Annotated in this window: 14 protein-coding genes and 4 tRNA genes; 8 read left to right on the top strand and 10 right to left on the bottom strand. The window is 66.0% G+C overall.

Annotated elements, in window-relative coordinates:
- Nucleotides 1-36: 36 nt before the first annotated feature.
- Nucleotides 37-372 (top strand): nuclear transport factor 2 family protein, encoded by a 336-nt coding sequence (locus tag QM841_RS01625; protein ID WP_280778690.1) that lies wholly within the window; start codon nt 37-39, stop codon nt 370-372.
- A 63-nt stretch (nt 373-435) separates the two neighbouring features.
- Here QM841_RS01625 and QM841_RS01620 read toward each other — a convergent pair.
- The 4 genes from QM841_RS01620 to QM841_RS01605 form a co-directional block, all read right to left on the bottom strand.
- Nucleotides 436-512 (bottom strand) — tRNA-Phe (locus QM841_RS01620).
- Nucleotides 513-578: 66 nt separating this feature from the next.
- Nucleotides 579-652: transfer RNA gene (locus tag QM841_RS01615), tRNA-Asp, on the bottom strand.
- A gap of 95 nt (nt 653-747) precedes the next feature.
- Nucleotides 748-820 (bottom strand) — tRNA-Glu (locus tag QM841_RS01610).
- Nucleotides 821-918: 98 nt separating this feature from the next.
- Complete coding sequence (locus tag QM841_RS01605) at nt 919-1,575, bottom strand: TetR family transcriptional regulator (RefSeq protein ID WP_280778691.1); 657 nt, start codon at nt 1,573-1,575, stop codon at nt 919-921.
- Nucleotides 1,576-1,902: 327 nt separating this feature from the next.
- Between QM841_RS01605 and QM841_RS01600 the strand changes: the two genes are divergently transcribed.
- Nucleotides 1,903-1,975, top strand: a tRNA-Lys gene (locus QM841_RS01600).
- A 43-nt stretch (nt 1,976-2,018) separates the two neighbouring features.
- Here the strand turns inward: QM841_RS01600 and QM841_RS01595 are convergent.
- A complete protein-coding gene (locus QM841_RS01595; RefSeq protein ID WP_283330678.1) occupies nt 2,019-2,621 on the bottom strand; it encodes a TetR/AcrR family transcriptional regulator in 603 nt (200 codons plus the stop codon).
- Nucleotides 2,622-2,731: 110 nt separating this feature from the next.
- On the opposite strand from QM841_RS01595, the gene QM841_RS01590 reads away from it, so the two are divergent.
- On the top strand, nt 2,732-3,205 hold the full coding sequence (locus tag QM841_RS01590; RefSeq protein WP_105412962.1) for a DUF4334 domain-containing protein: 474 nt from the start codon (nt 2,732-2,734) through the stop codon (nt 3,203-3,205).
- Between the two features lie 6 nt (nt 3,206-3,211).
- Nucleotides 3,212-4,300, top strand: a complete 1,089-nt coding sequence (locus QM841_RS01585) for an NAD(P)-dependent alcohol dehydrogenase (protein ID WP_283330677.1) — start codon at nt 3,212-3,214, stop codon at nt 4,298-4,300.
- A gap of 5 nt (nt 4,301-4,305) precedes the next feature.
- Here QM841_RS01585 and QM841_RS01580 read toward each other — a convergent pair whose 3' ends face one another.
- Both QM841_RS01580 and QM841_RS01575 read right to left on the bottom strand, forming a co-directional pair.
- Nucleotides 4,306-4,908, bottom strand: coding sequence for a hypothetical protein (locus tag QM841_RS01580; RefSeq protein ID WP_283330676.1), 603 nt, complete (start codon nt 4,906-4,908; stop codon nt 4,306-4,308).
- The gene (locus tag QM841_RS01575; RefSeq protein WP_349307383.1) at nt 4,905-5,294 is read right to left on the bottom strand and encodes an MmcQ/YjbR family DNA-binding protein; all 390 of its coding nucleotides are present in this window, start codon (nt 5,292-5,294) and stop codon (nt 4,905-4,907) included. The genes QM841_RS01580 and QM841_RS01575 overlap by 4 nt, the downstream gene beginning before the upstream one ends.
- 502 nt (nt 5,295-5,796) lie before the next feature.
- On the opposite strand from QM841_RS01575, the gene QM841_RS01570 reads away from it, so the two are divergent.
- From QM841_RS01570 to phoU, 4 genes are all read left to right on the top strand, one after another.
- On the top strand, nt 5,797-6,753 hold the full coding sequence (locus QM841_RS01570; RefSeq protein WP_007301063.1) for an acyl-ACP desaturase: 957 nt from the start codon (nt 5,797-5,799) through the stop codon (nt 6,751-6,753).
- Between the two features lie 80 nt (nt 6,754-6,833).
- Nucleotides 6,834-7,976, top strand: coding sequence for a tRNA dihydrouridine synthase DusB (gene dusB, locus QM841_RS01565; RefSeq protein WP_009477929.1), 1,143 nt, complete (start codon nt 6,834-6,836; stop codon nt 7,974-7,976).
- Nucleotides 7,977-8,095: 119 nt separating this feature from the next.
- The gene (locus tag QM841_RS01560) at nt 8,096-10,138 is read left to right on the top strand and encodes an LCP family protein (RefSeq protein ID WP_283330674.1); all 2,043 of its coding nucleotides are present in this window, start codon (nt 8,096-8,098) and stop codon (nt 10,136-10,138) included.
- Nucleotides 10,139-10,219: 81 nt separating this feature from the next.
- Complete coding sequence (gene phoU, locus QM841_RS01555; protein WP_105412955.1) at nt 10,220-10,918, top strand: phosphate signaling complex protein PhoU; 699 nt, start codon at nt 10,220-10,222, stop codon at nt 10,916-10,918.
- Between the two features lie 156 nt (nt 10,919-11,074).
- Here the strand turns inward: phoU and pstB are convergent, their stop codons facing one another.
- The 3 genes from pstB to pstC are packed head-to-tail and all read right to left on the bottom strand — an operon-like array spanning nt 11,075 to nt 13,880.
- Nucleotides 11,075-11,851, bottom strand: a complete 777-nt coding sequence (gene pstB, locus QM841_RS01550) for a phosphate ABC transporter ATP-binding protein PstB (RefSeq protein WP_007301060.1) — start codon at nt 11,849-11,851, stop codon at nt 11,075-11,077.
- A 43-nt stretch (nt 11,852-11,894) separates the two neighbouring features.
- Nucleotides 11,895-12,803, bottom strand: coding sequence for a phosphate ABC transporter permease PstA (gene pstA, locus QM841_RS01545; protein ID WP_105412954.1), 909 nt, complete (start codon nt 12,801-12,803; stop codon nt 11,895-11,897).
- 3 nt (nt 12,804-12,806) lie between these two features.
- Complete coding sequence (gene pstC, locus QM841_RS01540) at nt 12,807-13,880, bottom strand: phosphate ABC transporter permease subunit PstC (RefSeq protein WP_283330673.1); 1,074 nt, start codon at nt 13,878-13,880, stop codon at nt 12,807-12,809.
- Nucleotides 13,881-13,916 lie beyond the last annotated feature (36 nt).

Genomic DNA, 13,916 nt, shown 5'->3' with positions numbered 1-13,916 from the left:
CGTACTGCCTCACCCGGCAGGGACAGGGAGAACCCCATGAGTACCACCACGACACCCGAGATCGTCTCGCGCTACTTTCGGGCAGCCGACGCAGGAGATCTCGATGCGCTCACAGCCTGCTTCACCGAAAACGGGGCCGTGACCGACGAAGGCCGGACCGTCCGAGGGCGCGACGGCATCCGGCAATGGCGCAGGGACCTCGAATCGAAGTTCACCTACACGGTCGAGGTGACCGGAACGGAGACGGTTGCCGACGACAGCTACGTGGTCACCACCACAGTGGACGGTAATTTTCCCGGAAGCCCGGTGGAACTGAAGTACGAGTTCGTTCTCAGCGACGGCCTCGTCGACACACTGCGGATCGCGCCCTAGCCATAAGGGACAACGAAAAAACTCCGCTGTCGACGTTCTCGACAACGGAGCTTCGGTGAATCGTGGTGGCCAGGGCCGGGATCGAACCGGCGACCTTCCGCTTTTCAGGCGGACGCTCGTACCAACTGAGCTACCTGGCCGGACGGCACCCGAACCGAATGCCTATCGCATTGTGTTGCCGATACTCGGTATCGGCAACACACTTGCGACCCTGACGGGACTCGAACCCGCGACCTCCGCCGTGACAGGGCGGCGCGCTAACCAACTGCGCCACAGGGCCTTGCTTGTCCTGCTGTGCTTTACAAGTGTAAAGCGTTACTGCGTGTCACTTTTACTGCCGTCGAACCATACCGCATGCTCGACACCGGTCAAACGTACCCCCTACGGGATTCGAACCCGCGCTACCGCCTTGAAAGGGCGGCGTCCTAGGCCGCTAGACGAAGGGGGCCCGCCGGATTTCTCCGAACCAGTACCTCAACGGCGTTCCGTTGGGAGCTTGGATAGCTTAGGACACGGATCGAGAATTTCCCAAATCGCCAGGTCAGACTACGAATCGGGCAGTTCCGAACCGGAATCCGGCCATCCTTCCCTCGCGAACTTCTCCCACCATTCGGGCGAAGCCATCGCTTCGAGGATCACTTCGAGCGATTCCGCGAACCGCTCGCCGAGGTCACCCTCCAGTGCCGTCATGTCGGACATGTACCGCTGGCCGGCGAGAGACGCCGCCAGGACCCGGGTGAACTTCTCGGGGTCGGCGTCGGCGCGCAGCAGACCGTCGCGCTGAGCGCGGATCGCGAACTCGTGCGCGGCGCGCCCCCACACCTGCGAGCCGCCGGACTGCACGTCCGGATAGAACTCGGGTTCGACGATCAGCCGGAACTCGGCCCGCACGATGACGCTGGAATGGAAGAGCTTCGCCAGGTCGATCACGAAACCGTGGAGGGCTTCGAACGGCCCGATGTCCGTGCGACTCGTCCACCTGTCGGTCAGGGCGGTGAATTGCTCCACTCCGGATTGAAGGACGGCACGGGCGAGTTCCTCCTTCGATTGGAAGTGGAAGTACATCGCCCCCTTGGTGGCGTTCGAGCCCTCGAGGATCGTGTTGACCGACGCCGCCGCATAGCCGCGCTTCGCGAACTCGATCGCGGCCGACTCCACCAGCGCAGCGCGAGTGCGTCGCGCACGCTCCTGCTGACGTGCCATGACGGTGAATCCCTCTCCCAGATGTAGTAACCCCGCTTTTCGCCCGTCCGGGACGAGCGTGGAGCCATACATAACAGTATCCCCGTTTTGAAAGAACCGACAGAGCAGTCTGTAGATCATGGAAACTTCTCAGAAACCAACCCGAAGACCTTTATGGAGTTGAAACCGGACCGCTGCCGAAAACACACCAAGTGGTATAATTTGGGTCGGCTCGGGTGCGCTGCAGGGGGTGCGCACCCGAGCCGACGCATTTCACCCCCGCGCGGCGCGCCGTGCCGGGGGCCCTGTTTTCTCGGTCACCGTCTGCGCACTAGACTCTGGCCCCGCGCCCCTATAGCTCAGTTGGTAGAGCTACGGACTTTTAATCCGCAGGTCGTAGGTTCGAGCCCTACTGGGGGCACTCTCCCCTTACCCGGCACATGCCGGGTAAGGGGCACGAGCACTCACCCACGTCTCGGCGCTTCCGACGTCGGAGGCGCCCCGATCAGACGACGAACCGCCTCGACAGCGCTTTGCCGCCGCTGTGCCACCGTGCGCTCCCCCGACTTCCCCTCCGGCTTGCGTCCACCACGCGCGGTGGCCAGCGACAGGGCGATGTCGGTGATCACGAGCAGCAGCTCGCCCGCGTTCCACGACGGATCGACGAACCCCTCCTGCTGCCCTCGCCGGATCTCGGCGATCTTGGGCCGCAGCGCGAGGGTCCGCGCATCGCTGTCGGCGATCTGCTCGCGCATCTCCAGGTCGGCCCACTTCTGCAGCCTCGCGTTCTCGGGGTGCGCCACGTAGTCGTCGAACAACCGGCCCGCGTAGCCCGGCAGATCGTCTCCCCGCAGCGCCGTCTGCTCGGTCGTCTCGGCGATCCACTGCGCGATGACGGCGTCGAACAGCGCTTCCTTGCTGTCGAAGTACGCGTACAGACGGTCCTTGCTCGCTCGGGCCGTCTCTGCGATGCGGTTGATCCGGGCCCCGGCGACTCCGTGGTGAGCGAACTCCTCCTTGGCCGCGGCGAGGATCCGTTCTCGCGTGGCCTCTCCCGCTGTTCGCATTCCGACATCCTAAATTGCCCGTTGCCGAACCATCTGGTTCGGCGTAGCGTGCGCGGTTGACGAACAGTTTGGTTCGTAAACCTCGCACCCCTCACCCCAAGGAACTCTTCATGGACATCGATCAGGCCCGCAGCACGTTCCACGAGCTCCGGGGGCGCGAGAGCGGCGTCTCCCCCGACGAACTCGACACCGTGTGGGCGGCGCTCGACACAGTCAGGGCCGAAGACATCCTCGGCAGCTGGAAGGGCGACGACTTCGCCACCGGCCACCGCCTCCACGAGAAGCTGTTCGCGAGCCGCTGGCACGGAAAGACGTTCCACTCCCTCGAGGATGCGAAGCCGTTGATCTGCCGTGACGCGGACGGCAACCTCTATTCCGACGTCAAGGCCGGCAACGGCGAAGCCAGCCTGTGGAACATCGAGTTCCGAGGCGAGGTCACCGCGACCATGGTGTACGACGGCGCACCCATCTTCGATCACTTCAAGAAGGTGGACGACTCCACTCTGATGGGCATCATGAACGGCAAGTCCGCACTGGTCCTCGACGACGGCAGGCACTACTACTTCCTGCTCGAAAGAGACTGAGTTCCAATGCAGGTCACAGCAGCGCTCTCACGCGGACCCGATTCCCCGTTCACGCTGGAGACGGTCGAACTCGACGAGCCCCGCGCGGACGAGGTACTGGTGCGCATCGTCGCCACCGGCCTGTGCCACACGGACCTCTTCACCAAGGCGGCCCTCCCCTGCGCCCTCGGCCCCGCCGTCCTCGGGCACGAAGGTGCCGGAATCGTCGTGCACGTCGGGTCACGTGTGAATGGGGTGATGCCCGGTGATCACGTGATTCTCAGTTACCGCCACTGCGGCGACTGCGACCAATGCCGAAGCGCTGGTCCGGCATACTGCGTCGATGCGCACCGGCTGAACAGTTCGGGCAGGCGCGCGGACGGTTCGGCCACCGTCACCCAGAACGGCGAACCCGTGCGCGCCGCCTTCTTCGGCCAGTCCAGCTTCGCAGAGCACGTCCTCGCGACCGTCGACAACGTCATCGTCGTCGACAAGTCCGTCGACCTGGCCGCCGCGGCGCCGCTCGGCTGCGGTTTCCAGACGGGTGCCGGCGCGGTACTGAACGTGCTCCGGCCGGTCAGCGAATCGAGTGTGGTCGTCTTCGGCGCGGGCAGCGTCGGGTTCGCCGCCCTGCTCGCGGCCCGATCAGCCGGCGTCGCAACGCTTCTCGCAGTCGATCCGGTCCCCGCACGCCGTGCGCTCGCGGAAGAGTTCGGCGCGGTTGCGATCGATCCCGGATCACAGGACGTGGTCGCCGCGATCCGTGCGGCGACGGGCGGTGGCGCCACCCACACCCTGGACACGACGGGGATCCCCGCCGTCATCGGCCAGGCGTTGTCGTCCCTGCGGGCGCGCGGCAGCGCGGTGGTCGTCGGTCTCGGCGCACCCGAAGTGGCGGTGAACATTCAGGATCTGATGCTGAGCGGCAAGACCCTCCGCGGCTGCGTCGAGGGCGATTCTTCGGTGCAGCAGTTCATTCCGCAGTTGCTGGCGCTGCACGCGGACGGGAAGTTCCCGTATGACCGTCTCGTCACCGAGTATCGATTCGACGACATCAACCGCGCCGTCGCCGATCAGGCCGCGGGCACGGTGATCAAGCCCGTGCTCGTGTGGTGAATTCGCTAGGGCGTGGCAGGTGACGGTCCGGCCGGCGGCCCGTCGCCCACCTGTCCGTCCTTCGCTTTCGTTTCTCTTCGCATCTCGGCGAGATCCTCGCCGCGCTTGCGGTACGTGAAGCTGACTCCGGCGACGCCGAGGAACAGCACCACTCCGATGATGGCGCCGGCGAGCGACGCGCCGCGGAATCCGGGTGCGTCGACGTCCATGATCCGTTCGCCCGCGTGCGCTGCGCTGTTGCCGCCGAGCACCACACTGAGCGTCAGCAGGTTGGGCAGCACCACCAGGACACCGAGGATCAGCAACACGATCTGCACCGGCTTGAACCGGCGCCGGCGGAACAGCCGCCACGCTCCGCGGACCAGCAGCAGCGGCAGCAGGGTGCACAGGGTGCCGAACAACAGTCCCCACAGGATGCCGCCGCCGAAGCTGCCGCCCGCAAGTCCACCCACGTTCTGAGCCCACGCCCGCGGCAGGTAGGCCGCGAGGATGAAGTAGGCGATGACCAGTACCACCAGCAGGACTGCGATGCCGATGGCCTTCTTGGCCCACGCCGGCAGGCCCGATTTCGCCGGTGTGGAAGTGGATGCGCTGTCCTCGGTCGTCATGACTGGTCTCCCTGCGTCGGCAACGGTTCTTCGTCCAGCACCTGCTCGGCCAGTCGCTTCGGGGCGACGAGCGTGTACGACGTCCTGATCCACTCACGGAGCTGTTCCCAGCGGGGCTCGTCCGCGTCCGCGACGTCCACTGCGATCCAGCCGTGTCTACCGAGACCGTATCCCGCGGGCTCGGCCCCTGGTTCCGTTGCGACGACCGCTTCGGCCTCGTCGACGCCGAGCTTCACCGTCAACCGGGAGGCCTCCACGTCACTGAACACGAAGTTCTTCCCGCGCACCCGGAACGTCGGGTGTCCGTCCCATTGGGCGACGTCCACCCGCATGGCTTCGGGCAACTCGGCGACGATCTGTTCCAGGCGGCTCATGTTGTTGCCCATGTGACGATTGTCGGCAGCGCCCCGACCCACCGCAACCGGCATAACGGACACGCGGCGGTTCCGGGCGGGCTCGGCGGCGTCCTGGGTGGCCTGCTCGGCAAGGGTGCCGGCGGCGGACTGGGCCCGGGTGGCGATATTCACACCTGGGGTGAATCGAATTCCCAGGAGACCGACAGCTCGGACGAACAGGCTCCCACGCAACCGCCGACACGGCTCGAGTTACGGCGGGGAATCTGTGGAGACCGACAAATCTGTGATCGTCCACAACTGCCCGCGCGTCGCTGTGATGATCTCTCCCTGCGATGATTACGCTGGTCACCGCACACGCACGCTCATCAGTACACTGTCATGTAACGGTTCGCCGCGTGGCGGCGACACATCCCGGAAGATCCATTACGGATCGGTAACTTGGACGGTTCCCGGGCCGCCGACGGCGTTTACCAACCTACTTACGGTGCCGTAGGCTGAACAAAGTCAAATTGAGCTACTGGAGGCATTACACATGGCGAGGGATCTGACCCAACTCGAACTGCTGCAGGAGTTGTCGCCGGTTGCAGAAGAGAACGTCAACCGCCACATCTCCATGGCCAAGGAATGGCATCCCCACGACTACGTTCCGTGGGACGAAGGACGCAACTTCGCCGCGATGGGCGGCATCGACTGGGATCCCGAGCAGTCGCAGCTCGACGAGGTCGCCAAGGCCGCGATGATCACGAACCTCCTCACCGAGGACAACCTGCCGTCGTATCACCGCGAGATCGCCGAGAACTTCTCGCAGGACGGCGCGTGGGGAACGTGGGTCGGTCGCTGGACCGCGGAGGAGAACCGTCACGGCATCGTGATGCGCGATTACCTCGTCGTGACCCGCGCCGTCGACCCCGTCCAGCTCGAGCGTTTCCGCATGGAGCACATGACGAACGGCTTCGCCTCCCCCGCCGACGTCGACGCCGGCTTCCTCCACTCCGTCGCGTACGTGACGTTCCAGGAACTCGCCACCCGCGTCAGCCACCGCAACACCGGTAAGGCGTGCAAGGACCCGATCGCCGACAAGATGCTGCAGCGCATCGCCGCCGACGAGAACCTGCACATGATCTTCTACCGCAACATGTGCGGCGCAGCCCTCGACCTCGCGCCCGATCAGGCGCTCGAGGCCATCAACATGATCGTCCAGAACTTCCAGATGCCGGGCGCAGGCATGCCGAACTTCCGGCGCAACGGTGTGCTCATGGCCAAGCACGGCATCTACGACCTGCGTCAGCACCTCGAAGAGGTCGTGATGCCCGTCCTGCGCAAGTGGAACATCTTCGAGCGGACCGATTTCACCGCCCGCGGCGAAGAGGTCCGCGAGAGCCTCGGCAAGTTCCTCGAGAACCTCGAGGGCCAGGCCACCAAGTTCGAGGAGCAGCGCGACCGCATGCTGGCCCGCGAGGCAAAGAAGCGCGAGCAGAAGGCTTCGTGACGTAAACAGTTATCCTGTGCCCGGTACCGGATTCGGTACCGGGCACAGTTTTTGTTCCAGCACTTTCGCAGAGGTCGTCAATGTCATCCCTTCGTATCGGATCGCTCGAGCTGCGCAGTCCGGTGGTTCTGGCCCCCATGGCCGGGATCACCAATGTCGCGTTCCGCACGCTGTGCCGTGAGCTCGAGACGGAACGCGCGGGCAGCACGTCCGGCCTGTACGTCTGTGAGATGGTGACCGCGCGCGCTCTGGTGGAGCGGCAGCCCGCGACCCTGCACATGACGACGTTCGGACCGACCGAGACACCACGGTCGCTGCAGCTGTACACCGTCGACCCCGACACCACGTACGCCGCGGCCAAGATGATCGTGGACGAGAACATGGCCGACCACATCGACATGAACTTCGGCTGCCCGGTTCCCAAGGTGACCCGCAAGGGTGGCGGCGCGGCGCTGCCGTACAAGCGCACCCTGTTCGGCCGGATCGTCGCCGCCGCCGTGAAGGCGACCGAGGGCACCGACGTCCCGGTGACCGTCAAGTTCCGCGTCGGTATCGACGCCGAACACCACACGCATCTCGACGCAGGCCGGATCGCCGCCGGCGAGGGTGCGGCCGCGGTCGCACTGCACGCGCGTACCGCGTCGCAGCGGTACTCCGGCACAGCCGACTGGAACGAGATCGCCCGGCTCAAGGAGCACGTCACCGACGTGCCCGTTCTCGGGAACGGCGACATCTTCGCCGCCGAGGACGCTGCCCGCATGATGGAGCAGACCGGTTGTGACGGCGTCGTCGTCGGCCGCGGATGCCTGGGCCGGCCGTGGCTGTTCGCGGAGCTGAGCGCGGCGCTGAACGGAAAACCGCAGCCCACTCCGCCGAATCTCGGCGAGGTGGCCACGATCATCCGCCGGCACGCGGAACTCCTCGCCGATCATCACGGCGAGGACAAGGGCCTGCGTGAACTGCGCAAGCACGTGTCCTGGTACCTGCGCGGCTTCCCCGCCGGGTCCGAGCTGCGGGTCGCGATGGCCCTCGTCAGCACCCTGACCGAACTCGACGACCTCCTCGTCCAGCTCGATCCGACCATCCCGTTCCCCAAGGACGCCGAGGGACCGCGCGGACGACAGGGGTCACCCGGCACGGTCGCTCTCCCCGAGGGGTGGCTCGACGACCCCGACGACTGCCTGGTGCCCGCCGGCGCCGACCTCATGCATTCTGGTGGTTAGCACCACGAACGCGCGTCACCTCGCTACATGTGTGGAGCCTCGACGTTCGATAAGTACTATGGCTGGAATCCGTCGAGGCCGACGGAGGTCCGAGTCGGCGGAGAGGTCAGGTTGCATCGGTGGGTGATGATCACAGCTCGGACTCACCGACTCCCGAATCCCGTGCTCCCTGGGAGCGTCCTCTCGCGGATCCCAGCTACCGAGAAGCCCAGTCCGGACGGCCGCGGCGACTCCCGCCGCGTCAGCCACCGCCCGAACGGCGGCCTCCCGAGCAGACCGCGCCACCCGAACGGACCGCGCCGCCCGAGCACCGGGCGCAGGTAGAACGCGCCGAACCGTCCCGCCACGACAGCGGCCGGATCGGCCGCCGGGCCGCGGGTGGGCCCACCGAAGCGCTCTCCGTCGCAGACCTGGTGAAGAAGGTCTCCGGGGAGGAACCGAGCGCGCCGGACGATCCGGACAAGACCGAGATCATTCCCCCGATCGACGAGCGGCAGCCGCCGCCTCCCGGGGTTCCGCCGCGGGAGACCCCTCCGGCGCCGTCGCCCCCGGAGCCGCCGCAGAGCACACCTGAGCCCGAATGGGTCGCGGATTCCGCCGAGACCACCGCGGTACCGCAGGTGGTCGGCAACCCGGGTACCACCCGCCTGGCTCTCAGCAAGACCCGCAAACGCAAGCGTCTCCGTGCAGCAGGACGCGCCGTCGTCGCACTCGTGGCGGTGGTCGCACTCGCCGGAACCGGCATCGTCTGGGGTTACCTCCGCTCCACCGAGGGCAAGTTCGACCAGATCGCGGCACTCGACACGGAGTCGACCGACATCGTCGACGCCGTCGGGCAGACCGGTGACGAGACCTATCTCATCGTCGGCAGCGACACCCGCGCCGGCGCGAGCGGCGAAGTGGGTGCCGGAACCATCGACGATGCCGAGGGATCCCGCGCCGACACGGTGATGCTCGTCAACATCCCCGCCGACCGGAGCCGGGTGGTCGCGGTGTCGTTCCCCCGCGACCTCGACGTCGAGCGGCCCGTCTGTGAGGGCTGGGACAACGCCAGCGGCACCTACACCGAGGAGACGTTTCCCGCCGCCGACGGCGACAAACTCAACGCCACCTACGCACTCGGTGGACCGAAGTGCCTGGTGAAGGTGATCCAGAAGATGTCAGGTCTCAAGATCGGCCACTTCGTCGGCATGGACTTCGCCGGCTTCGAGTCGATGGTCAACGAGATCGGCGGGGTCAAGGTCTGTACCACCCAGCCGCTCGAGGACGGCGTCCTCGGCACCGTGCTGCCGCAGGCCGGCACCCAGATGCTCGACGGCAAGACCGCACTGAACTTCGTCCGCGCCAGACATGTCGAGGCAGAAGGCAACGGCGACTACGGCCGCATCAACCGTCAGCAGAGATTCCTGTCCGCCCTGCTGCGGGGCGCCCTGTCCAGTCAGGTGCTGCTCAATCCCGGCAAGCTGAACGGCTTCATCAACGCATTCACCCGCGACACGTTCGTCGAGAACATCGACACGAAGTCGCTGGTCACGCTCGGGCGTTCACTCCAGAACGTCGACGCGGGCGCGGTCACGTTCCTGACGGTGCCCACCGCGGGCACCACCGAGTGGGGCAACGAGATTCCGCGCACCGACGACATCAAGGCCATCTTCCGCGCCATCATCGACGACGAGGCGCTGCCCGGCGAGAAGCGTGCGGAACCCCTGCCCTCCGCCCCCGAACCGCAGGCAGCGCCGGCGCCGTTGTCGGTCCAGGCCGTCGACCCGTCCAGCGTGACCGTGCAGGTGTCGAACGCATCGGGTGAGTCGGGACTGGCCGCGACCGTGGCCGACTCGCTGGCCGCCGAGGGGTTCCAGATCTACAACGTCGGCAACTACACCGGAACCAGCGGCGAGACCGTCGTCCGGTTCTCGCCGGGCCACGAAGCCGAGGCGGCGACCCTGGCGTCGTCGTTCCCCGGTGCGGTGCTCGAATCGACCACCGGACTCGGGACGGTCGTCGAGGTCGCACTCGGTTCGAACTTCTCCGGGACCGTCCAGACGCCCAGCCCGATCGACACACCGCTCAGTATGTCGGGCGTGCGAGAGGGTCAGCCCGAGGACGTGGAAATCCCCGCGGACCTGGCGGTTGTGAACGCGGGCGACACGTCCTGCGAATGAGCGCCCGCCCGGTCGCTCGTTCACCCCGCGTTCACCGTGTGATCGTGACTTGGTTTCCCGTGCACCGTAGGCTGTGACCTCATGCGCGTGGCTTACAACGAACAGATGACCGAGCTTGCCGACTTGCTCGGTGAGATGGCGGGGCTTGCGGGGGTCGCCATGGAGCGAGCCACCCAGTCGCTGCTCCAGGCAGATCTCTCCCTCGCCGAGCAGGTGATCGGCGAGCACGACAAGATCACCGAGCTCAGCACCATCTGCGAGGAGCGGGCGTTCGCCCTCCTCGCCCTGCAGGCGCCGGTCGCCGGCGACCTCCGCTCGGTCGTCAGCGGAATCCAGATCGTCGCCGACATCGATCGCATGGGTGCGCTGGCTCTCCACGTCGCCAAGATCGCGCGCCGCCGACATCCCAACCACGTGCTTCCCGAAGAGGTCAACGGCTACTTCGCCGAGATGGGGCGCATCGCCGTGTCCATCGGCGCCGCTGCCCGCGAGGTTCTCGAGACGCGCGATCCCGAACGGGCCGCGCGCCTGCGTGAAGAGGACGAGGCGATGGACGACCTCCACCGTCACCTGTTCACCGTCCTCATGGACCGGGAGTGGAAGCACGGCGTGGCCGCGGCGGTCGACGTCACCCTGCTCGGCCGCTTCTACGAGCGTTTCGCCGACCACGCGGTCGAGGTGGGCCGCCGGGTGATCTTCCTCGTCACCGGCAAGCTGCCCGACGAGACCCAGACGCCCGCCGTCGACGCCGACACCCTCACCTCGTACCCCGAACTGTAGAACTCTCCCAACACTTTTCGCGCGAACGGGACGCTCGTACGGTCTGACCGTACGAGCGTCCCGTTCGTTCGGCCGAGGTTCGCCCGAGGTCGCCGTCCGCAGACGCGAGAACGCCCCGACCGCGGTACCGGCCGGGGCGTTCTCGTGTGTGTCGCTCTATCCGAAGCGGCCCGAGATGTAGTCCTCGGTGGCCTTCTGCGTCGGGTTGGAGAAGATCTTCTCGGTGTCGTCGATCTCGACGAGGCGACCCGGCTTGCCGGTGGCCTCGAGGTTGAAGAACGCCGTCTGGTCACTCACACGCGCGGCCTGCTGCATGTTGTGGGTGACGATCACGATGGTGAAGTCCTTCTTCAGCTCCGTGATCAGGTCCTCGATCGCGAGGGTCGAGATCGGATCGAGCGCCGAGCAGGGTTCGTCCATCAGCAGGACGTCGGGCGAGACCGCGATGGCCCGGGCGATGCACAGACGCTGCTGCTGACCGCCGGAGAGTCCGCCGCCCGGCTTGTCGAGACGGTCCTTGACCTCGGTCCACAGGTTGGCGCCGCGCAGCGACCGCTCGGCCACCTCGTCGAGACGCTTCTTGCTGCGCTCGCCCTGCAGCTTCAGTCCGGCCACCACGTTGTCCTTGATGGACATCGTCGGGAACGGGTTGGGACGCTGGAACACCATGCCGATCGTCTTGCGGACGCCGACCGGGTCGATGCCGGAACCGTAGATGTCCTCACCGTCGAGCAGGATCGAACCCTCCACGCGCGCACCGGGAGTCACCTCGTGCATGCGGTTCAGCGAACGCAGCACCGTCGACTTGCCGCAGCCTGAGGGGCCGATGAAGGCGGTCACGTTCCGCGGGGGGACGGACAGCCCGACATCGGCGACGGCGTGGAATTTGCCGTAGTAGATGTTGACGTCCTTGAGATCCAGACGCTTGGCCATTACCGGCTCCCTACTGATTGGTGTTCGAAATCGAGTGTATGTGTCACTTGCTGCGGACCTGTGAGAAGTGGCCGATGACCTTGGCCAGGATGTTGAGGATGGCGATGAGGAGGATCAACGTCAGCGCCGCACCCCAGATGCGGTTGGTACCGGCATCGGTCGGGTTGTTCATCTCGGCGACCATGACGCCGGGCAGCGTGCCCATCTCGCCACCGAACAGGTTGAAGTTGATGAAGGGTGCGTAACCCACGAGGATCAGCAGCGGCGCAGTCTCACCCATCACCCGGGCCAGCGCCAGCATGACGCCCGTGATGATGCCGGGCAGTGCGGTGGGCAGCACGATCTTGGCGATCGTCTTCCACTTCGGAACGCCCAGCGCGTACGACGCCTCGCGCAAGTCCTGCGGAACGATGCGGAGCATCTCCTCCGTGCTGCGGACGACGACGGGAACCATCAGCAGCACCAGGGCGAGCGCAACGGCGAAGCCGGACTTGGGGAAACCGAACGTCGCGATCCACAAGGCGTAGATGAAGAGGGCGGCCACGATGGACGGGACACCGCTCAGGATGTCGACCATGAAGGTGGTCAGCTTCGCGAGCCGCGACTTCCGGTCGGCGTACTCGACGAGATAGATCGCAACGAACAGTCCGAGCGGAATGGACAGCACCGCGCAGACGATTCCCTGCAGAATCGTGCCGATCAGCGCGTGATAGATGCCGCCGCCCGCCGCCGAGGAAGTCAGTCCGCTGAGCGAGTGGGTGAACCAGGTGGCCGACGTCAGGGCAGGGATTCCCTTGATGACAGCGGTGACCAGGACCCACACCAGTGGGACCAGCGCCACGAGCACTGCCAGCGTCACGAGGACGGTGGCGGTGAGGTCGGTGATGCGTCGGCGGACACCGACCCCCTGGAAGGTGGGGGCCTTGACCGGCTTGTCGAGTGTCGCGGTCATGGGTCAGTCCTTCTTTCCTGCGATCACGGCGCGGGCAGCGGCGTTCACGACGAAGGTGAGAACGAAGAGCACCAGACCTGCGGCGATGTAGGCGCCGGCCTGAATGTTGTTGTTGAACTCCGCGTAGCCGAGAGCGATCTTCGAGGCGATGGTGGCGCCGCCGTCGAACAGCGACCATCCGAAGGGCTGCGAGGTGGTGCGCAGGATCAGGTAGAGCGCCATGGTCTCACCGAGGGCGCGACCCAGGCCGAGCATCGATCCGCTGATGTAGCCCGACTTGCCGAACGGAATGATCGTGGTTCGCACCACTTCCCACCGCGTGGCACCCAGCGCGAGTGCTGCCTCGATCTGGGGCGTCGGAGTCTGCACGAACACCTCGCGGGTCACCGCGGTGATGACGGGAAGGATCATGACGGCGAGGACGATACCTGCGGTGAAGATGGTGCCACCGCCGGTGATGGAACCGCTTCCGGTCGCGAACAGTGGGAACCAGCCGAGCTTTTCGTTGAGCCACACGGCAAGCGGCTTGATCGCCGGAGCGAACACCAGCAGACCCCAGAGGCCGTAGACGATCGACGGCACGGCGGCCAGCAGGTCGATCACGTACGCCAGCGGACGTTTGAGCCAGTTCGGCGAGTACTCGGTGAGGAAGATCGCGATGCCGAGGGCGACGGGCATCGCGAGGATCAGAGCGAACAGCGAGACGAGCACGGTCACCTGGAACAGGTCGAGAACACCGAACGCCATGGCGTTGATGTTCTGAGTGACCCACTCACGGCTGGTGAGGAAATTGACCTGGTTCCTGCTCAGTGCGGGAACTGCGCGCCAGATCAGGAAGATGCCGATCGCGGCGATGAGGATCGAGATGAAGATCGCCGAGGTGGTTGCGAGGGACTTGAAGATCCGGTCCCCCGGCCTCGCGACGGACTTGCCGCGCGGTACACCTGTCGGAGTCGGGGCTTCGGCCTTGGTGGTACTCAACTCGGCCTCCGGGGTGCCGTTCGGACCGCCCACCCCGACTCCGCCAGAAGCGGAGCCGGAGGCGCGAGGTGCTGATTCGATGTGCGCTTCACTCATCTGCGCTCGCAATCTTTCCTGGTCAGAATATCGAGT

Source organism: Rhodococcus sp. IEGM 1307 (genome assembly GCF_030056915.1).
Lineage (GTDB): Bacteria > Actinomycetota > Actinomycetes > Mycobacteriales > Mycobacteriaceae > Rhodococcus_F > Rhodococcus_F opacus_D.
The sequence above is the reverse complement of the archived record's forward strand: the minus strand, read 5'-3'. Positions and strand labels throughout refer to the sequence as shown.